The 18556-nt window shown below is 61.4% G+C and carries 18 protein-coding genes; 6 read left to right on the top strand and 12 right to left on the bottom strand.

The window, feature by feature from the left end; translation table 11 throughout:
• Window positions 1-32 precede the first annotated feature (32 nt).
• Window positions 33-605 (bottom strand): mechanosensitive ion channel family protein, encoded by a 573-nt coding sequence (locus CQ002_RS01650; RefSeq protein ID WP_025857438.1) that lies wholly within the window; start codon window positions 603-605, stop codon window positions 33-35.
• Entirely contained in the window at window positions 605-2515 is a 1911-nt protein-coding gene (locus CQ002_RS01645; protein WP_034110205.1) for an ATP-binding cassette domain-containing protein, read from the bottom strand. The genes CQ002_RS01650 and CQ002_RS01645 overlap by 1 nt, the downstream gene beginning before the upstream one ends.
• A 50-nt stretch (window positions 2516-2565) precedes the next feature.
• Between CQ002_RS01645 and CQ002_RS01640 the strand changes: the two genes are divergently transcribed.
• Entirely contained in the window at window positions 2566-3033 is a 468-nt protein-coding gene (locus CQ002_RS01640) for a TIGR02444 family protein (protein WP_105163044.1), read from the top strand.
• On the opposite strand, the gene CQ002_RS01635 is transcribed toward CQ002_RS01640, so the two are convergent.
• On the bottom strand, window positions 3030-4250 hold the full coding sequence (locus CQ002_RS01635; protein ID WP_105163045.1) for an AlgP family protein: 1221 nt from the start codon (window positions 4248-4250) through the stop codon (window positions 3030-3032). The two genes, CQ002_RS01640 and CQ002_RS01635, sit on opposite strands and share 4 nt — an antisense overlap.
• Window positions 4251-4442: 192 nt before the next feature.
• Between CQ002_RS01635 and CQ002_RS01630 the strand changes: the two genes are divergently transcribed.
• Entirely contained in the window at window positions 4443-5120 is a 678-nt protein-coding gene (locus CQ002_RS01630) for an FKBP-type peptidyl-prolyl cis-trans isomerase (RefSeq protein WP_105163046.1), read from the top strand.
• A gap of 54 nt (window positions 5121-5174) precedes the next feature.
• Here the strand turns inward: CQ002_RS01630 and rsd are convergent, their stop codons facing one another.
• From rsd to CQ002_RS01595, 7 genes are all read right to left on the bottom strand, one after another.
• Complete coding sequence (gene rsd, locus CQ002_RS01625) at window positions 5175-5633, bottom strand: sigma D regulator (RefSeq protein WP_098467565.1); 459 nt, start codon at window positions 5631-5633, stop codon at window positions 5175-5177.
• 210 nt (window positions 5634-5843) lie between these two features.
• The gene (locus tag CQ002_RS01620; protein ID WP_034110216.1) at window positions 5844-6365 is read right to left on the bottom strand and encodes a disulfide bond formation protein B; all 522 of its coding nucleotides are present in this window, start codon (window positions 6363-6365) and stop codon (window positions 5844-5846) included.
• A gap of 237 nt (window positions 6366-6602) precedes the next feature.
• A complete protein-coding gene (locus tag CQ002_RS01615; RefSeq protein WP_034110218.1) occupies window positions 6603-7844 on the bottom strand; it encodes a heme biosynthesis protein HemY in 1242 nt (413 codons plus the stop codon).
• Between the two features lie 5 nt (window positions 7845-7849).
• Window positions 7850-8962: a uroporphyrinogen-III C-methyltransferase gene (locus CQ002_RS01610; protein ID WP_034110220.1), complete on the bottom strand. Its 1113-nt coding sequence runs from the start codon at window positions 8960-8962 to the stop codon at window positions 7850-7852.
• An 18-nt stretch (window positions 8963-8980) separates the two neighbouring features.
• Window positions 8981-9739 carry a uroporphyrinogen-III synthase gene (locus tag CQ002_RS01605; protein ID WP_105702704.1) on the bottom strand — a complete coding sequence of 253 codons (759 nt, stop codon included), beginning with the start codon at window positions 9737-9739 and terminating at the stop codon, window positions 8981-8983.
• Entirely contained in the window at window positions 9736-10677 is a 942-nt protein-coding gene (gene hemC / locus CQ002_RS01600; RefSeq protein WP_034110224.1) for a hydroxymethylbilane synthase, read from the bottom strand. Before hemC ends, CQ002_RS01605 begins: the two co-directional genes overlap by 4 nt.
• Before the next feature lie 138 nt (window positions 10678-10815).
• Complete coding sequence (locus CQ002_RS01595; protein ID WP_034110225.1) at window positions 10816-11562, bottom strand: LytTR family DNA-binding domain-containing protein; 747 nt, start codon at window positions 11560-11562, stop codon at window positions 10816-10818.
• A gap of 503 nt (window positions 11563-12065) precedes the next feature.
• Between CQ002_RS01595 and argH the strand changes: the two genes are divergently transcribed.
• The gene (gene argH / locus CQ002_RS01590; RefSeq protein ID WP_105163166.1) at window positions 12066-13460 is read left to right on the top strand and encodes an argininosuccinate lyase; all 1395 of its coding nucleotides are present in this window, start codon (window positions 12066-12068) and stop codon (window positions 13458-13460) included.
• 142 nt (window positions 13461-13602) lie between these two features.
• Here argH and CQ002_RS01585 read toward each other — a convergent pair whose 3' ends face one another.
• Window positions 13603-14262, bottom strand: coding sequence for a glutathione S-transferase family protein (locus CQ002_RS01585; RefSeq protein WP_034110226.1), 660 nt, complete (start codon window positions 14260-14262; stop codon window positions 13603-13605).
• Between the two features lie 125 nt (window positions 14263-14387).
• On the opposite strand from CQ002_RS01585, the gene CQ002_RS01580 reads away from it, so the two are divergent.
• The 3 genes from CQ002_RS01580 to CQ002_RS01570 all read left to right on the top strand — a co-directional run bounded on the left by CQ002_RS01580 (window position 14388) and on the right by CQ002_RS01570 (window position 18032).
• Window positions 14388-14672, top strand: coding sequence for a hypothetical protein (locus CQ002_RS01580; RefSeq protein ID WP_034110227.1), 285 nt, complete (start codon window positions 14388-14390; stop codon window positions 14670-14672).
• Between the two features lie 96 nt (window positions 14673-14768).
• Complete coding sequence (locus CQ002_RS01575; RefSeq protein WP_025857453.1) at window positions 14769-15023, top strand: TIGR02647 family protein; 255 nt, start codon at window positions 14769-14771, stop codon at window positions 15021-15023.
• Between the two features lie 168 nt (window positions 15024-15191).
• Window positions 15192-18032 carry a class I adenylate cyclase gene (locus CQ002_RS01570; protein ID WP_034110228.1) on the top strand — a complete coding sequence of 947 codons (2841 nt, stop codon included), beginning with the start codon at window positions 15192-15194 and terminating at the stop codon, window positions 18030-18032.
• Here CQ002_RS01570 and rnk read toward each other — a convergent pair.
• Window positions 18029-18442 (bottom strand): nucleoside diphosphate kinase regulator, encoded by a 414-nt coding sequence (rnk, locus tag CQ002_RS01565; protein ID WP_010207444.1) that lies wholly within the window; start codon window positions 18440-18442, stop codon window positions 18029-18031. The two genes, CQ002_RS01570 and rnk, sit on opposite strands and share 4 nt — an antisense overlap.
• Window positions 18443-18556 lie beyond the last annotated feature (114 nt).

Here is an 18556-nt window from a genome sequence, read left to right as displayed (position 1 = left end):
GGATGGCTATAGATTTTTACAAGATGTGAATGCTAGCGGTCGCCCGGAAACACATGGGTACCTGGCCAACGTCGCACCGAGCGCTGGAAGAACAAGCTGTTGGGCACTTGCACCATCGCGCTGTCGGTTCCGGCCTCCGCCACTTCAACCAGCGTGGTGTAGAGCAGGTTGATCGCCACGACCCTGCCTTTCACCCCTGGTTTGTCGACGGTGTCCACCAGTTCGACGATATCACCGAGACGAAACGGCCCGACGGTGAAGATCAGAATGGCGCACAGCAGGTTGGACAATACCGACCACATGGCGAAGAACGCCACCGCTGCGACTGCGACAAACCCCGACAGCGCCGTCCACAACACCGTGGCAGAAACACCCAGGCGACCCAGTACAAAGATCAGCGCACTGCCCATGATCAGCCAGCGCAGGCCTCCGCGCAGCGGCATCAGCAATTGCGGGGGGAACGGGTAACGCTCACCCAGGCGAGTCAGGCCCTTGGCAACAAAACGCTGCGCGAGGTAGCCGGCCAGCAGGATCAGCAGGATTTGCACACCGATCCATACGGGCTCGACCCACTGCGTCGGTATAGGCAGCTGCAACGCTTCCATCAGGACAGCGCCTCCAGCTCCGCTTGCAGGGTTTCCAGCAGTTCGAGGGCTTCCATCCAGGTTTCCTCCAATTGCCCTTCGCGCACCTTGAGCTTGGCTTGTTCAGCCAGCAGGTCGCGCAACTCGTCCTTGCGAGCAGCTTCGTACACGGCGCTGTCGCCCAGGCTGGTTTCGATCTTGGCCAGGCGCTCGTGCACCTTGCCCAACTCGGCTTCCAGCTTGTCGGCTTCACGCTTGTGCGGCGCCAATTGTTGGCGCAATGCAGCGGCCGCCTGACGCTGGGCCTTCTTGTCGGTCTTGTCGGGGTTGACCGGGGTATTGCTGACCGGCGCGTTGCGCAGGCGATATTCCGTCAACCAGCGGGCATAGTCGTCCAGGTCGCCGTCGAATTCTTCGACTTTGCCATCGGCCACCAGCAGGAAGTTATCCGTGGTGCTCTTGAGCAAGTGGCGATCGTGAGACACCACCAGTACCGCACCACTGAATTCCTGCAGGGCCATGGTCAGCGCCAGGCGCATTTCCAGGTCGAGGTGGTTGGTGGGTTCGTCGAGCAACAGCAGGTTCGGACGGTCCCAGGCGATCAACGCCAGGGCCAGGCGGGCTTTTTCGCCGCCGGAGAAATTCAGCACCGGCTCATCAATGCGCGCGCCACGGAAGTCGAAACCGCCCAGGAAGTCGCGCAGGGTCTGCTCGCGCTCGGTCGGCGCCAGGCGCTGCAAGTGCAGCAATGGGCTCGCCTTGGAGTCCAGAGAGTCCAACTGATGCTGGGCGAAGTAGCCCACCACCGTGTTCTCGCCACGGGTCAGCCGGCCGGCCAAGGGCGAAAGCTCGCCGGACAGGTTCTTGATCAGTGTCGATTTGCCCGCACCGTTAGGGCCGAGCAAACCAATACGCGCACCCGGTGTGAGTTGCAGCTTCACTTTTTCCAGGATGGTTTTGTCGCCATACCCCAGGCGCGCATCGGAAAGATCCAGCAAGGGGCTGGAGATCTTCACCGACTCGCGGAACACGAAGTCGAATGGCGAATCAACGTGGGCCGCCGACAGTTCCTCCATGCGCTCCAGGGCCTTGATCCGGCTCTGGGCCTGACGGGCCTTGGTGGCCTGGGCCTTGAAGCGGGCGATGTAGCTTTCCATGTGCGCACGCTGCGCCTGCTGCTTCTCGTAGGCCTGTTGCTGCTGGGCCAGGCGTTCGGCGCGGGCGCGTTCGAAGGCTGTGTAGCCGCCACGGTAGAGCGTGATTTTCTTCTGTTCGACGTGGGCGATGTTGTCGACCACGGCGTCGAGGAAGTCCCTGTCGTGGGAGATCAGCAGCAAGGTGCCCTGATAATTCTTGAGGAAGTCTTCCAGCCACAGGATCGCATCGAGGTCCAAGTGGTTGGTCGGTTCGTCGAGCAGCAACAGGTCCGATGGGCACATCAACGCCTGCGCCAGGTTCAGGCGCATGCGCCAGCCCCCGGAGAAATCGGCGACCGGACGGTCCATTTGCTCGTTGGTAAAGCCAAGGCCGGCGAGCATCTTGCGGGCGCGGGCGTCGGCGGTGTAGCCGTCGGCGCTGTCGAGTTCCGAATGCAGGCGGGCCTGGGCGGCGCCGTCCTGGGCTTTCTCGGCCTCGGCCAGGTCGTGTTGCACCTGCCGCAGGCGCAGGTCGCCATCGAGCACGTAGTCGATCGCGATGCGGTCCAGGGTGTCGATCTCCTGGCGCATATGGGCGATGCGCCAGTCGGCCGGCAGCAAGCAGTCCCCGGAATCCGGGGTCAGCTCGCCCAGCAACAGGGCGAACAACGTGGATTTGCCGGCACCATTGGCACCGATCAGGCCGGCTTTGTGACCGGCGTGCAGGGTCAGCTCGGCGTCTTCGAGAAGACGTTGCGGGCCACGCTGTAATGTTAGGCTTTGAAGTCGGATCATAATGGCGGCGGAGTCTACCAGCTTCGTTGGCCGCTGGCTTGGGTGTGAATATGTGCGCTGACCTGTGGAGCTTTGCCCTATCGACTTACGCCCGGCCGGGCGTCGAAGCCGCTTGCCTGCGTTTGCAACAGCAAGGTGCGGATGTGTGCCTGTTGCTGTGTGGCGCCTGGCTGGAGCAGCGCGCAGTGACCGCGACCGCCGAACGCATGCAAGCCCTGAAACAGATTGCCAGGCCTTGGCAGGCGCAGGTGATCGAACCGTTACGACACGTACGTACGCAATGGCGTGGCATGGCGCAGCAGGATGAGGATCTGGCGGGTTTACGCGAACGGGTCAAGGCCTTGGAGCTGGACGCCGAACGGCAGCTGCTGACGCGACTGCAAACGCTGGCACAAGCATGGCCGACAGGCGAGCCGATGGACCCAGGATTCTGGCTGGAAGGACTGGCGGCTGAGGATGCCGCCAACCTTGACCACGACGCGCTGCAGCAGCTGCGCGTCGTGGCCACCAGCACTTAGGAAGCGCTGGTTGGGGTGGTGCTTGGCGCTACCGGAGCAGGGGTGCTGCTGGCCGGTGCAGTTGGAGCGGTGGGCGCTACCGGGGCGGCAGCAGGTGTCGCCGGCTTGGCCGGTGCTGGTTTTGCAGCAGCAGGTTTGGCAGCTGGCTTGGCGGCTGGTTTTGCAGCAGCAGGTTTGGCAACTGGCTTGGCGGCTGGTTTTGCAGCGGGCTTGGCGGCTGGTTTGGCAGCGGCAGGTTTGGCAGCTGGCTTGGCGGCTGGTTTTGCAGCAGCAGGTTTGGCAGTTGGCTTGGCGGCTGGTTTTGCAGCAGCAGGTTTAGCAGCTGGCTTGGCGGCTGGTTTTGCAGCAGCAGGTTTGGCAGCTGGCTTGGCGGCTGGTTTTGCAGCAGCAGGTTTAGCAGCTGGCTTGGCGGCTGGTTTTGCAGCAGCCGTTTTAGCAGCTGGCTTGGCAGCAGGTTTTGCAGCAGCCGTTTTAGCGGCTGGCTTGGCGGCTGGTTTTGCTGCGGCAGTTTTAGCAGCTGGCTTGGCAGCAGGTTTTGCTGCGGCAGTTTTAGCAGCTGGCTTGGCAGCAGGTTTTGCTGCGGCAGTTTTAGCAGCTGGCTTGGCGGCTGGTTTTGCAGCAGCCGTTTTAGCGGCTGGCTTGGCAGCAGGTTTTGCTGCGGCAGTTTTAGCAGCTGGCTTGGCGGCTGGTTTTGCTGCGGCAGTTTTAGCAGCTGGCTTGGCAGCAGGTTTTGCTGCGGCTTTCGCAGGTGCCTTGGCAGCAACAGCCTTGCTCGCCGGCTTTTTCGCCGCGCTCGCTGCAACAGCTTTTGCAGGGGTACGAGTGCCCAGCACTTTCGCCACAGCTTCCTTCACACGACCAACGCCCTGGGCCAATTTCAGGCTTTCCTGAGCGTCTTTTTTGAGTTGGGAAATGTAGGCGCGGGTTTCAGCTTGGCGATCCTTGAGAGCGTCCAGCAGGTCCTCAAGTTCTTTGACAGCGTCTTTGGCTTTGGCTTGAGCCTTGGCCTTGCCGGCAGTGGCGGCGTCTTGCAGTTTGGTGCGGGATTTGTGCAGCTTTTCTTGCGCTTTACCGCGTTGTTTTTCCAGCTTGGCGAGCAGTTTTTCTGCATCGGCCAAAGCTTGGGAACAGGCGCTTTCCAGATGTTCGAGCAAGCTGCCCGAAAGTTGTTGGAGTAAATGCAACGGGGTATTAACAGGCTTCTGTTTGGCCGACATGGTTTACCTCCTGGCTGACGTGGGTGCGGCTCATACTAGCCCTCTGCTCTTACCGCCGCTAGGGCATGTTGACAGTATCCTTTGCCTCGCGTTGCACCGTGCGAAAATTCTTATCGTTATAACGAAAATACGCGGCACTTTTTACCCCCTCACACTGGCATAATCCGTCGCACTTTCGGCGGGAGAATGCCCATGACGCGTTACCTTTTTCTTGTGCTTGGCCTGGCGATTTCGGCGGCCAATGCGAGCGAGCAATCACCGTCCAAAACCACCGAACAGAACCAGCACGATCTCGCCTACAGCCTGGGCGCCAGCCTTGGTGAACGCCTGCGCCAGGAGGTTCCCGACCTGCAGATCCAGGCGTTGATCGACGGCCTCAAGCAAGCGTATCAAGGTCAGCCGCTGGCGCTGGACAACGCACGCATCGAGCAGATACTTGCCGAGCACGAAGCACAGAACGAAGCCGATACGCAGGCACCTCAAAGCGAAAAATCACTCGCCGCCGAACAGCAATTCCTGAGCAAGGAAAAAGCCGTAAAAGGTGTGCGCGAGTTGGCGGATGGAATTCTGCTCACCGAACTTACGCCCGGTACTGGCGACAAGCCGACGGCCAGCGATCAAGTTCAAGTGAAGTACGTGGGACGGCTACCCGATGGCACCGTGTTTGACCAGAGCGCGCAACCCCAGTGGTTTCGGCTGGACAGCGTGATCAGCGGTTGGAGCAGTGCGTTGCAACAGATGCCCGTAGGGGCGAAATGGCGCTTGGTGATTCCATCGGCCCAGGCCTATGGCGCGGACGGTGCCGGTGAACTGATCCCGCCCTATACGCCTCTGGTGTTCGAGATCGAGCTGCTCGCGACACGACGCTGAGCCAATAAAAAACGGTGCGTCATGCGCACCGTTTTTTTATACCGCTGTCGAGGTTCAAGCCTGGGTAGCAGACTCCTCCTTGTGGGCGTTGTGCAGCACTTCGATCAGGCAATCTTCCAACTCGAATCGCTCATGCAGCAACGCACCCAATTCCTTGAATTTTTCTGCAACACAGTTTCCGGCATCACACAGGTCCGTGAACGCCAGCAGCTTCTCGGTGATGACGTCGATGCGCGGGTAGAGGGTCTCAGCCAAGTCCAGGCCACGCTGATCGTCGAAGGCTTCCGCCTCCTTGGTCAGTTGCTCGTAGACGCCGAAATGGCCGGCTGACACATAGTCCACTAACACACCGCAAAAATCCTGCAACGGTTCACGATTCTCAGCCAGTGCCTCGGGCTTGGCGCCGAGAGCATCAAAGGCCCGAACCAGTTCGTGACGTGCCTTCAACCAGCTGTCGATCAGCTTGTGCACCCCACCCCAGCGTTCCTGAGCATTCTGACAACTTTCCAGCATGATGATCTCTCTTCCCTAGTAGGGGCGCTGCCGCCTGGTGCCCGCGCAACACTTCAAGGATAAAGCAGCAGCCGGACAAGGCCGCGTCTGACAAACGGTTTCGATAACACGTGCGGGCCAGATTATGCCCGCATGACTATGGCTTCAAGGTACGCAGGAGAGAAAGTTCATACAAGTGTTTAATCCCATCCTACAAACTGAGACTGGCCTTCAGTTCCTCGCCAGGCGCAAACGCGGGCTCAAGAACAACCGTGAAAACTGCAGGATGTTCAGGATCAGCATCCCGACGAAGAACAACAGGCTCCACTCTGGAAGGCTTAGGTCAAACAGCGTCCAAGTGATCTCCACGCAGTCGACGGTACCTTTGACGGTCAATTGCAGGGCCTGCCAAAACGACAGGTTTTCGATCATGTAGTGAAGGCTGGGCCAGCAGTCGGCTGCCTGGTCCGGTGCGGCGTTTTGTAGCAATACCTGGCGCACGGCAGTCATGGCGCCGAGCAGCGCGAAGCCCATGCTTGCCAGCCCGTAAACGTAGATGACGGAACGCCTGGGGTTATGGAGGGCGGCGACGAGGTTGATCAAGGTGACAGCGGCCAGGAACGCCCGCTGCATCTGGCACAGGAAGCAAGGGCGCAGCGAGACGCCGAACTCAAGGTAAAAAGACGCGCCCAATGTCAGCGCACCTGCCAGGAACGCAAGGAAAAACAATGAGCGTGAAGGGGCCAAAGACATGCTTTATCCGCATCGCGAAAGATAGGTCGCTACGGTAGAGGAAAGGCCTGACCGCTTTCAATACATGCCAGAGCAGACGATTCCGCGAGAGGGTAAGGACTTCCCACCAGAAGATGGAAGACTTAGGGCAATCGAGCGTCGGACTTTGCCCACAAGCGCTCTAGCGCCACTCTTTTCGAGTTTTTGAAGGGTTGGCTACCAGACATATCCGAGCCAACCCTCCTGCACTTTCCTACATCAGGCGCGTGCCGGGACAGGCAGGGGTGACGCCAGCAAACGGTTATCCAGCAACCCAAGCCCCTCCTGGAACAGCTGGTTACTGCGCTCAGTGTCACCCAGTTGGGCCAGCAAACGCGCCAGCTCGGCGCAGGCTTCAGGATTGCGTTGCACCTGCAGACTGCTTTCCAGGTAATCCCGCGCCTTGCCCCACAGGCTGTTTTGCAAGCACAGGCGTCCCAGCGTCAACAGCAGGCTGGCATCGCCCGGGTGGTCCTTGAGCCAGCCCTCGGCAAACTTCAATTGCCGGGCTGGATCGCTACCACGCAACAGGCCATACAGCCGGATCAGGTGGCTGTCGTAGCTGCGCTTGATCGCGACACGCAACACTTCTTCCGCCTTGGCGTCGGCGCCCAGCTGGCGCAGTTGCTCTGCATAGGCCAGAACCAGTTGTGGCTCCTGGCGCTGGGCGGAAGTCAGTTGCTGCCAGGCCCGCTCAAGGGATTGCAAGCCGGCTTCGCCCTGTTCTTCACGTTGGGCTGCAAGGCTCAGGTTCTCACCCCAGGCACGGCGCTCAAGCTCGGCCAACTCGCTGGCAGGCAGCACTTTGTCTTTGCGCAGTTCCGGCAGCAGGCGGATCACCGATGACCAATCGCCTCGCTGCTGATGCAGGCGCTGCAATTGACGCAGGACCTGCGCGTTATGAGGATGACGCTCATGCATCGCCTGCAAGGTTATCAGTGCGCCCTCGCTGTCGCCGCGGTCCAGCTGCAGTTGCGCATGGCTCAAGGCAACCGCCAGCTCGGCCTGGGGCTGGCGCTCCAGGGCGCGTTCCAGCAAGCCGTCGGACTCTTCGTAACGTCCCTGCTCATTCGCTGCACGGGCCGCGCCGAGGTAGTACAGCAATGGATGGCGCTCGGCTTCGGCAGCACGGTGCAGGTGGCGCTCAGCGCTGGCCCAGCGGCCTTCGGCGAGGTCCATCTGGCCTTGCTCGATGGCGATCTGCACGCGGCGGCTGCGGTTACGCCGCGACCACGGGTTGACCACGCCACCGGAAGTGGTGACCAGGCTCAACAGCACCCGGATCAGGTAGATCGCCAAACCGAGGGCAAACACCGCCACCACAGTCGCCCACAGGCTCGACTCGTAATGCAGTACATGCGGGTAGGTAATCAGCACGTAGCCGGTGTGTTTCGAAATGCCCACAGCCAGTGCCAGCGCGATTGCAATTGCCAGCACCAGGATCACATAGAAACGCTTCATCGGCTCTACTCCTGCTTCGCCGGCGTCGCCGCCGCCTTGGCTTCGTCGGCAGACAGATGACGACGCTCAAGGTACGCCTGCACCGCAGCCAGGCTCGCCGCCAAGTCCGGCGTCTTCACCGAAACCGCCTTGGGCTCAAGCTCGGCGATACGCGCCAGCATCGCCTTGCTCTGCGGGTTGTCCTGGTTGAAGTTGTCCTGCAACACGCTGCGGGCCTCGCCCAGGGAGCGGCTGTAGACGGCCGACTCGCCGTTGAGCGCCGCCCATTGTGCTTGCTCCAGGGCCAGGCTAAGGGCCAGGCGTACCTGGTTCAGACCCTGGCCGGCGAGCAGCGGACGGATGTTGTCATCGGGGTTGAAGTCGATGCGAAAGTAACGGGAAATCTGCTCCCACCACTGTTTCCAGCGGCTGTCCGTATCAGTGTTCGGGCGCCCCTCGGAAGCAGGTTCCGTCAGCTGATACTCAGGGGCAATGGCCGCCAACTGCACGACCTGGTCACGCAAGGCCGCCAATTGCAGATACAGCCCGGTGCGGTCCGGCTGCTCGGTGCTGCGCAGCGCGGCAAGGCTCTTGGCCAATTGCTCGCGGGCAGCATAGGCACCTGGATCGCTTTGCTCACGAAGAATTTCGTCGGCCCCCTGGACCAGCGCCTGGGCGCTGTTGATATCCTGCAGGGCAGACAAGCGCAGGCTCGCCAAGCGAATCAAATGTTCGGCCTCGGCCAGGCGCCAATCCTTGCGGCTGGCCCCCAGTACGGTTTCCAGGCGCTGGCTCAGCTGTTGCTGGTCACCTTGCAACTGGGCCACCAAGCGACGGCGCTCCTCCAGCTCATCCGCACCCGGCAATTGCGCCAGGCGCGCGGCCAGCTGTTGCTGGCTTTGCTTGAGGGACTGGGACTGGTCATCGAGGGTCTGCACCTGGCCCAACTGCTGTTGGCTGCTGGCTTGCAGGGCGCGGACCTGCCAGATCCCCCAGCCGCCGGCGGCAACACCCGCGGCGCCGAGCAGCAGGGCGACGATTGCCAGGCCATTGCCACGGCGCGGCGCGATGACCGGTGACTCAACCGGCGCCTCAAGTGCGGGTTGGGTTTCATCTTTAGGCAAGGCTGTTTCGCTCACGTATCCGTCCTTTGCGTTTCAGAGAGTGGGAACGGTATAGCTCCGTATCGCCACTAACAAAGCCGCGGCACTCGCACCGCGACAATCCACAACTTTTTCTGCGCCAGCGGCCCGCGCCATTTCCTGGACTCGCGGGCTCGGCACGAACAACGGCAGCTGAGCCACCTGTGGCCAATCGGCTCCGGCCAGGGCCTGCAGGTGTAAAAAACCCTGCCCACTGCTGACCACCAGGCCGTTCAAGCGTTCCAACTGGATGCGTTGCATCAATATCCCGGCGTCGTAGTCCGGCAGGAAACGGCGATACAACTCCAGATAGTCGACACTAGCACCTTGCTCACGCAAGCGCTCCGCCAGCAGTTCGCGGCCGCCCTCGCCACGCAGGATCAATACCTGGGCATCGGGGCGAGCGATAGCCTCGCGCAACGCAGGCAATTGAAGCAAGGCCTCGCTGTCATCGCCAGTCGAGGGATAGTGAACGTCGAGGCCGTGATCAGCCAGTACCTGTGCGGTGGCTGCGCCGACACTGAACCACGGCAGTGGCTTCACTGCTCGCTCCAGCTGCCGCACGGCCAGGCGTGCGGCGGGCTTACTGACGACGATCACCGCGCAGTAGCGGCCCAGGTCATGGAAGACAGCCTGCTGTTCGGATGTAACGGGGAGCGGCTCGATGTCGAGCAACGGCAAGCTGCTGCTGAAAATACCCGCGTCGGACAACGTGGCCGCCAGGGCCAATGACTCCTCGGCAGGCCGCGTCAGCAGCAGGCGCCATTCGGTCACTGCGGACCGGCCTCGCCGTAGACCTTTTGCAGAATGGCACCGGCGCCCTTCTCCAGCAGCGCTTCAGCCACCTGGATACCCAGGGCGGTAGCGTTGCCCTGAGGACCACGCACCTCAGCGGTCAACAGGGTGCCGCCTTCCGGGTCTCCAACCAAGCCGCGCAACCACAGGTTGTCACCTTCGAGCACCGCGTAGCAGGCAATCGGCACCTGGCAGCCACCGTTGAGGTGTTTGTTCAGCGCACGCTCGGCGGTGACGCGCACTTCGGTGTCCTGATGGTCCAGGGGTTTGAGCAGGGCATGGATTTCACTGTCGGCGGTACGGCATTCGATACCAACGGCACCCTGCCCACCTGCGGGCAGGCTGTCCTCGACGCTGATTGCCGAGGTGATACGGTGTTCGAAGCCCAAGCGGATCAGGCCGGCCGCCGCAAGGATGATCGCGTCATATTCACCCGCATCCAGCTTCGCCAAACGGGTGTTGACGTTGCCGCGCAGGAAACGGATCTGCAAGTCCGGGCGCCGGGTCAGCAGCTGTGCCTGGCGGCGCAGGCTGGACGTACCGACGATGCTGCCCAGGGGCAGCTCATCCAACGATGCATACGTATTGGAAACGAAGGCATCACGCGGGTCTTCGCGCTCACAGATACAAAAAAGGCCCAGGCCTTCCGGGAAGTCCATGGGCACATCTTTCATCGAATGCACGGCGATGTCGGCTTCGTTTTCCAGCAGCGCGGTTTCCAGTTCCTTGACGAACAAACCCTTGCCGCCGATCTTCGACAGTGGCGAGTCGAGCAGTTTGTCGCCGCGACTGACCATGGGCACCAGGGACACCTTGAGCCCCGGGTGAGCCTGCTCCAGGCGTGCTTTGACGTATTCGGCCTGCCACAAGGCCAGGGCGCTTTTACGGGTGGCGATGCGGATTTCGCGAGAGGACATGGATCAATCCGTACTGAATAGATACGGCAGATAATAACAGCTCAGGCAAATACGCTTTGATTTGAATCAGCAAGTGCGGGGCCTCCCTGGCCACGTCGCACCGGGATAAGGAACACAGGCCTCGCCAAAGCCCTTGGGCTAAAGCTGCTGCATCATCTTGCGCACACCGGCGACATGCCGTCGGCTGACGATCAACGCGTCACCGTTAAGGCCTTTCAGGAAGAGCTGAAAGTGCCCAAGGGGCGTGCGTTGCAGGCGTTCGATTCGCTCGCGGGCCACCAGCGCGTTGCGGTGGATGCGCACGAAGCGGTCGCCGAACTCATCCTCAAGCGCCTTCAGCGGCTCATCGAGCAGCACTTCGCCGCCCTGGTGACGCAAGGTCACATACTTGTGATCGGCAATGAAATAGACCACTTCGCCCAGCGGGATAAGCTCGATGCCTTTGCGTGTACGGGCGCTGATATGGCTGCGTGGCCCGTTACCACTTTGAGCCGCAGGCTGAGTCAGCGCGGCAAGCTGGACGCGGGTTGGGCGCTCGGCCTTTTTCAGGGCCTTGAGCACTGCATCGCCAGCCACCGGCTTGGTGAGGAAGCTGACACCGCTGGCCTCCAGCGTCTCCGCGGAAAACTCTTCACCGGCTGCGCAAAACACCACGGCGGGTGGTGACTCGCGCTCGCTCAGTCGGGCAGCAACTTGCAGGCCATCGAGGCCCGGCATACGGATATCGAGCAACACCACATCCGGCTTGAGGCTGTCGATCAGCGTCAACGCCTCTTCGCCCGTGGTGGCGCTCGGCTCTAGTACTGCATAACCCTCGAGTTCACTGACCAAACGGCTCAGTCGCTCGCGGGCTTGGGGTTCGTCATCAACGATCAGGACATTCATATTGCGCTGGATTCCTGCGTGAGTCTCGCACAAGGATAGCGTAGACAGGTGCGGTGACTTGCGTCACAGCGATCCACGCTAAGACTAGCGCGAGCGGCAAAAAGTGCCCTGAGAGTGGCACCCATATTTACCCGGACCTGTTCAATAGCGCCCAAGACCTGCTGCCTTCGGGCATCGTCGTAGGGTTTGCTGATACACAATCCGAATACCCCCCTTTTTTAATGGATAGTCTGGGCTCTGACCGCATCACCCGACTTTGGTGCATTCACACACTATCAGTCCAACTGTAGACGCTCACTGAGACGGCATTGCTCAATCGTCAAATATCGTTTCAATAAGCCCTGCACCAGTCTCGTACCGGACGCGGCCGGCGGCAAGGCACTTAGCCATCCTTTGCACAAATAAAAATGCCGACGACCCGCAGCACCGCCTCCACGGGCAACCCTGTTATCATCGCCGGCACACTTCCATGCCTTTTTATCAAGCAGATCACGAGCGAATCCATGAGCACCGACAAGACCAACCAGTCCTGGGGCGGCCGCTTCAGTGAACCCGTCGACGCCTTCGTCGCCCGCTTCACCGCCTCCGTCACCTTCGACCAGCGCCTGTACCGCCACGACATCATGGGCTCCATCGCCCACGCGACGATGCTGGCCAAGGTCGGCGTGCTGACCGATGCCGAGCGCGACAGCATCATCGACGGCCTGACCACCATCCGTGGCGAGATCGAAGCCGGCACGTTCGACTGGCGTGTCGACCTGGAAGACGTGCACATGAACATCGAAGCCCGCCTCACCGACCGCATCGGTGTGACCGGCAAGAAGCTGCACACCGGCCGCAGCCGCAACGACCAGGTGGCCACCGATATCCGCTTGTGGCTGCGTGACGAGATCGACCTGATCCTGTCGGAAATCACCCGCCTGCAGAAAGGCCTGCTGGAACAGGCCGAGCGTGAGTCGGACACCATCATGCCGGGCTTCACTCACCTGCAGACCGCGCAACCGGTGACCTTCGGCCACCACCTGCTGGCCTGGTTCGAAATGCTCAGCCGCGACTACGAGCGCCTGGTGGATTGCCGCAAGCGCGCCAACCGCATGCCATTGGGCAGCGCCGCGCTCGCCGGTACCACTTACCCGATCGACCGCGAGTACACCGCGCAACTACTGGGCTTCGATGCCGTCGGCGGCAACTCGCTGGATGGTGTGTCGGACCGTGACTTCGCCATCGAATTCTGCGCCGCTGCCAGCATCGCGATGATGCACCTGTCGCGTTTCTCCGAAGAGCTGGTGCTGTGGACCAGCGCGCAGTTCCAGTTCATCGACCTGCCGGATCGCTTTTGCACCGGTAGCTCGATCATGCCGCAAAAGAAAAACCCCGACGTGCCCGAGTTGGTACGTGGCAAGAGCGGCCGCGTGTTCGGCGCCCTGATGGGCCTGCTGACCCTGATGAAAGGCCAACCCCTGGCCTACAACAAGGACAACCAGGAAGATAAGGAGCCGTTGTTCGACGCCGCCGACACCCTGCGCGACTCGCTGCGCGCGTTTGCCGACATGATCCCGGCGATCAAGCCCAGGCACGCGATCATGCGTGAAGCGGCGCTGCGCGGGTTCTCCACCGCGACGGACCTGGCCGACTACCTGGTACGCCGTGGCCTGCCGTTTCGCGACTGCCACGAAATCGTCGGCCACGCGGTGAAGTATGGCGTGGACACCGGCAAGGACCTGGCGGAAATGAGCCTGGAAGAACTGCGTCAGTTCAGCGATCAGATCGAGCAGGATGTGTTTGCCGTACTGACCCTGGAAGGCTCGGTGAATGCGCGTAACCACGTGGGCGGTACTGCGCCGGCGCAGGTGAAGGCTGCCGTGGCACGCGGCCAGGCACTGCTCGCCAGCCGCTAGACCCAGCGCTCAGCTGCAGCGCGGTCAAACCTGGGGGAGCGGGCTTGCTCGCGAACGCCGTATTTCAGTCACCAATGCGTTGACTGATCCACCGCTTTCGCGAGCAAGCTCGCTCCCCTATTACGAGCAGCGGCCGTCGTGACTATTTCTTCGCCGCAATCATGGCCATGAACGCCGGCATCGCCGCCTCCCTGTCTGCCGCCACTTTCTGAGCGTTGGGCATGGCGTGCAACTTTTCCAGCAATGCCTTGGCCACCGGCATCTCAGCCAGCAGATCCAGGCCAAACAGCTTCTCGCCCACCGCACAGGCGAGGTTCACGCTGTACATGAAATACAGGTCGGCAATCGTGAAGCTCTCCCCCGCCACAAACGGCGCGAACTTCCCGTGCCTGCCCAACGAACTGAACCCCAACAGCAACTCGGCCTTGGATTTCTCCTTGATCGCTTCCGGTACCGGCATGCCAAAGAACGCCTCGGCAAAACATGCGCGGGCAGGCAATTCGATGTACAGCTCGATCTCCCGGCATAGCGCCAGCACCTGCGCGCGCTGGAACGGCTCGGCCGGCAGCAGCGCCGGCCCCTCCTGGGTATGCTCGATGTATTCGAGGATCACGCTGGTTTCGTTGATGAAACCCTGCTTGACGCCCAGCACCGGCACCTTGCCTCGCGGGCTCACGGCCAGGGCTTCAGGGGTTTGCCCGGCATAAAAGGGCACCTCTTCGAACGGCAGCCCTTTCTCCAGCAGCGCCAGCTTGACCATGTTGTAGTAGTTACTGACTGAGAATCCGTAGAGCTTGAGCATGACTGTGCCTCCAGGCTGGGAATGGGGTTGGCTGCAAGTGTTATAGATCCCGGCGCTTGCCTTGACCAGCAGCATCACCCGCTTGAATGGGGGTAGACTGGCGCCCTTTCCTTAAGGAGCCTGCCATGAGCGAGCCGACCGATATCGACAACGACGAAGAAGAATTCACCGAAACCACCCTGATCGAAGCAATCGAGAATCAGATCGAAAGCGAAAACCCGCCAGCGGCCAAAGCGACCTTCAACAAGCTGACACTGGTCGGTTACGAGCGTGAAGACATCTTGCAAATGATGGCCCACGTGCTCGCCGTCGAAATCGACGCATTGCTGGAAGAGGACCGCGCCTTCAATACCGAATGGTATGAAACTGCACTGCGCGCCCTGCCGGAACTGCCTGCGCAAAAGCAATAATCCCAGGGTGCAGCAACACGCTGGACAGTTCGGCAAAGTGCGTTCACCTTATGGCCTGCTAGCCTCTAATAAATTCTTAGAAAGTCTGGAGTCCTTATGTCGTATACCCCTGAGTTGGTTGCCGAACTGGAAATCCTTGCACTCTTCAACCTGGGCAGCTCCCAGGAAGGTCTGAAAGTCCACCAGACCGCCGCGCCCACTGCCATCGCCGCTGCCAAGCGCCTCCATGCGAAAGGGCTTATCGACCAGCCGGACGGGGGCTACCTGACCAGCCTTGGCCGGGACGCTGCCGAGCAAGCCCAAACCCTGCTGACCATCCTGACCACTGCCAGTACCAAAGAAGCCGCCTGACACCTGATACCGCCCATGGAGTCCGCCCCTTGCGGATTCCGAGGGCGTTGCTGTGAATGTGCGAAAATTCTGACGTCAAAATCCATTTCCCTCTAAACCTCCTACGCTACTGGCTGTAAACTCCTACACGGCCGCCCACGTCGGGCCCTGCGAGCCACCGACCTCGACATGACCCGCACCCATGAAATCCGCCCCGACCTGGACGAAGGCATCGACCGCAAGGTGCTGGCCCAATTGCGCGCGCGATTCATGGCCCTCAACGAAGGCCGTATGGCCCGGGCCGTCGAGGGGCTGACGCCGCGCCAGCAAAGCGTGCTGAACCTGTTGCCGCTGTTCTTCCACGTCAACCACCCGCTGCTGCCCGGCTATGTATCGGGCAGTACACCAGCAGGCCTGTCGAATTTCGAGCCCGACCCGCAAGCCCTGGTAGAAGCCCAGCGCCTGACCCGCTCGTTCTCCTACAAGCCGCGCCACGGCAACCCGCCGCGGCCTATCCACGGCCTGTACCTGATGGGCAGCCTCGGCACCCTGGCCCAAGCCGATCAGAGCGATATGGACGTGTGGGTCTGCCACGCCGCGGACCTGACTGAAAGTGAGCTGGCCGAACTGCGCAAGAAATGCCAGCTGTTGGAAGCCTGGGCCCTGACCATGGGCGCCGAGGCGCACTTCTTCCTGATCGAACCGACACGCTTTGTGCTCGGTGAGCGCGACACGCAACTGAGTTCCGATGATTGCGGCACCACCCAGCATTACCTGCTGCTGGATGAGTTCTACCGCACCGCCATCTGGCTGGCCGGGCGTACGCCGATCTGGTGGCTGGTGCCGGTGTATGAAGAGACCCGCTATGCCGAATTCACCCACACGCTGATTTCCAAGCGCTTTATCCGCGCCGATGAAACCCTGGACCTTGGCCACTTGGCGCGCATCCCCCCGGGCGAATTCATCGGCGCCGGGCTGTGGCAACTGTTCAAGGGCATCGAGTCGCCCTACAAATCGGTGCTCAAGCTGCTGCTGACCGAGGTCTACGCCAGCGAACACCCGAACGTGCAGTGCCTGAGCCTGCGCTTCAAGCGTGCGGTATTCGCCAACCAGATGGACCTGGACGAGCTGGACCCTTACATCGTGGTGTACCGCCGCATCGAGGAATACCTCAAGGCCCGCAACGAGCCCGAGCGCCTGGAACTGGTGCGGCGCGCGCTGTACCTGAAGGTCAATCGCAAGCTCAGTGCCGGCCAGCGCACCACCAGCTGGCAAAGGCTGCTACTGGAGCGCCTGGCCCACGAATGGGGCTGGGACCAGCGCCAATTGGCGCTGCTGGACAGCCGTAGCCAATGGAAGGTGCGCCAGGTGGCCTCCGAGCGCCGGGCACTGGTCAGCGAGCTCAATTACAGTTATCGCTTCCTGACCCAGTTCGCACGGACCGAACAGACCGTCAGCCTGATCAACAAGCGCGACCTCAATGTGCTGGGTCGACGCCTGTACGCCGCGTTCGAACGCAAGGCCGGCAAAGTCGAGTTCATCAACCCGGGCATTGCCCCGGACCTGGCCGAAGACACCCTGACCCTGGTGCAATCGCCTAACCGCAAGGAGCCGGGCCAGCACCACTGGGGGCTGTACAACGGCAACCTCACGGCCCTGGAATGGGAGCACTTCGCGCCGATCAAGCGCAGCCGCGATCTGCTGGAGATGCTCACCTGGTGCCATCGCAACGGCGTGATCGACAGCAGCACGCGCCTGGCCTTGCACCCCGGCACCAGCGACATGACTGAGTTCGAGCTGTTCAACCTGCTGGGCAGCCTGCAACAAACCATCGCCCTGCCCCTGGCCAGCGTTGATGAAATCCGCCTGCTGCGCTCGGCGGTGCCCGAGGAGGTATTGCTGCTGATCAACGTCGGCGTCGACCCCCTCAAGCACCACCGCGACCTGAATATCCTGATGACCACCGAGCGCACCGACTCCCTGAGTTACGCCGGTGTGCGCGATAACCTGGTGCTGACCCTGGACCAGGTCACGCTCAATAGCTGGAACGAGGTGATGGTCAGCCGCTACGACGGCCCCCACGCCCTGCTCGACTGCTTGCGCGACTACCTCAACCAGTTGCCGCCAGACCACCTGCCACGCCTGCGCGTGCGCTGCTTCTGTCACAACCGTGCGCAATTCATTGCCCAGCGTGTGGAAGAAATCTTCGACACCGCGCAGAGCCTGCTGCTGGGTCAGGGCAACCACCGTTATTTGCTCCAGGTGCAGCAGCACTATCACGTCATGGAACTGATGCCAGGCCAGGCCACCCATGTGTCACTGGCGACCCAGGATGCGCTGATCGCCTACCTCAGCGAAGAACTGGCCAGCTACAGCCCGTTGCACCTGGACGCCATGGCCCTGGAGGACCATGACTTGGCACTGCTGCTGCCGATGGGCCTGGCCGACTGCGTGCAGGTGTTCTACCGGGTCAACGAAGGGTTCGCCGAGCTGTATGTGCTGGATGAATTCAACGCGCTCTGGCAGCAGCACTTGCCGTTCCATGATGAACAGAGCCTGCTGGCGCCCTTGCAGCGCTTCTTGCAGTCGATCATTTATCGCCGGGACGCGCTGTCGCCGCTGGACCCGCAAGAGCCGCTGGGCGCAGTGCAGATCCTGTATTACCAGCTATTGCCGTCGGGCAGTGGTCGCGCGCGCGGCATCGAGCCGCGGCCTGCGCCGTTGAACCCGGCGAACAAACCGTTTTATGACGTGCAGGCAATTATCGGCAAGGCAGCGCCGGGCCAGGTGGGGATCACCCTGTATTGCAATCAGCGGGAGTTTTCCGAGCTTGAGTTTGGCGACCAGCTGTTTGCAGTGGTCGCCCAGGAAATCGTCGGGCAACGCCGGGAAGTCGAACGTTACCGCTGCTACATCACCGACCTCGACCTCTCCGGCCTGCTCGGCGATGTGCAAAGCCCAAGCAACCTGTACCTGCGTTACAAGGCCGAACTTGAGCTGTCGCTTAACGAGGCACTGAGCCAGATTTAAAGAGGGAAGGCACCGCCGTCCTTGGGCTGGCCTTCCACGCTGAGCAACTCCAGCTTGAGGGTCTTGCCGCCGGGTGCCGGCCAGTCGATATGCTGGCCCACTTGCAGGCCCAGCAGGGCGCTGCCTACCGGCGCCAGGATCGAGATCTTGCCTTCGTCGGCGTTCGCGTCTTTCGGATAGACCAGGGTCAGGTGGTAGTCCTTGCCGCTGCCTTGCTCACGGCAATGCACGCTGGAGTTCATGGTCACGACACCCGCAGGCACTTCATCGTGACCAACCACGTCTTCGGCGCGGTCGAGTTCGGCTTGCAACGCTTCGACGCCGGGAGATTCGTCGCCCAGGCGGTCGATCAGTTGCTCCAGACGCTGCACGTCAAGACGGGTGAGGATGATGGACGGTGCGGTGGTCATGATTCAGGCAGACTCCTTTTTTCTGCACAAAAAAGCAAAACCCCGCCAGGAAAAGGCGGGGTTCTCACGGGCCTCGATGAGTTGAGGCGTACCCGGACACTACCACAGCGTCAC

This window comes from Pseudomonas sp. MYb13, assembly GCF_002980075.1.
In the GTDB taxonomy this organism is placed as follows: Bacteria; Pseudomonadota; Gammaproteobacteria; order Pseudomonadales; family Pseudomonadaceae; genus Aquipseudomonas; species Aquipseudomonas lurida.
Note: the sequence above shows the minus strand (reverse complement) of the source record. Positions and strands in the feature narration are given on the sequence as shown.

Excerpts from the sequence above, each read along its gene's own strand:
- hemC (WP_034110224.1), bottom strand. The coding sequence starts at position 10,677 with ATGTCCTCTCGCGAAATCCGCATCGCCACCCGTAAAAGCGCCCTGGCC.
- CQ002_RS01650 (WP_025857438.1), bottom strand. The coding sequence starts at position 605 with ATGGAAGCGTTGCAGCTGCCTATACCGACGCAGTGGGTCGAGCCCGTA.
- argH (WP_105163166.1), top strand. The coding sequence starts at position 12,066 with ATGAGCACCGACAAGACCAACCAGTCCTGGGGCGGCCGCTTCAGTGAA.
- CQ002_RS01635 (WP_105163045.1), bottom strand. The coding sequence starts at position 4,250 with ATGTCGGCCAAACAGAAGCCTGTTAATACCCCGTTGCATTTACTCCAA.
- CQ002_RS01580 (WP_034110227.1), top strand. The coding sequence starts at position 14,388 with ATGAGCGAGCCGACCGATATCGACAACGACGAAGAAGAATTCACCGAA.
- CQ002_RS01615 (WP_034110218.1), bottom strand. The coding sequence starts at position 7,844 with ATGAAGCGTTTCTATGTGATCCTGGTGCTGGCAATTGCAATCGCGCTG.
- CQ002_RS01575 (WP_025857453.1), top strand. The coding sequence starts at position 14,769 with ATGTCGTATACCCCTGAGTTGGTTGCCGAACTGGAAATCCTTGCACTC.
- rnk (WP_010207444.1), bottom strand. The coding sequence starts at position 18,442 with ATGACCACCGCACCGTCCATCATCCTCACCCGTCTTGACGTGCAGCGT.
- CQ002_RS01595 (WP_034110225.1), bottom strand. The coding sequence starts at position 11,562 with ATGAATGTCCTGATCGTTGATGACGAACCCCAAGCCCGCGAGCGACTG.
- CQ002_RS01645 (WP_034110205.1), bottom strand. The coding sequence starts at position 2,515 with ATGATCCGACTTCAAAGCCTAACATTACAGCGTGGCCCGCAACGTCTT.
- CQ002_RS01570 (WP_034110228.1), top strand. The coding sequence starts at position 15,192 with ATGACCCGCACCCATGAAATCCGCCCCGACCTGGACGAAGGCATCGAC.
- CQ002_RS01585 (WP_034110226.1), bottom strand. The coding sequence starts at position 14,262 with ATGCTCAAGCTCTACGGATTCTCAGTCAGTAACTACTACAACATGGTC.
- rsd (WP_098467565.1), bottom strand. The coding sequence starts at position 5,633 with ATGCTGGAAAGTTGTCAGAATGCTCAGGAACGCTGGGGTGGGGTGCAC.
- CQ002_RS01630 (WP_105163046.1), top strand. The coding sequence starts at position 4,443 with ATGACGCGTTACCTTTTTCTTGTGCTTGGCCTGGCGATTTCGGCGGCC.
- CQ002_RS01640 (WP_105163044.1), top strand. The coding sequence starts at position 2,566 with ATGTGCGCTGACCTGTGGAGCTTTGCCCTATCGACTTACGCCCGGCCG.
- CQ002_RS01620 (WP_034110216.1), bottom strand. The coding sequence starts at position 6,365 with ATGTCTTTGGCCCCTTCACGCTCATTGTTTTTCCTTGCGTTCCTGGCA.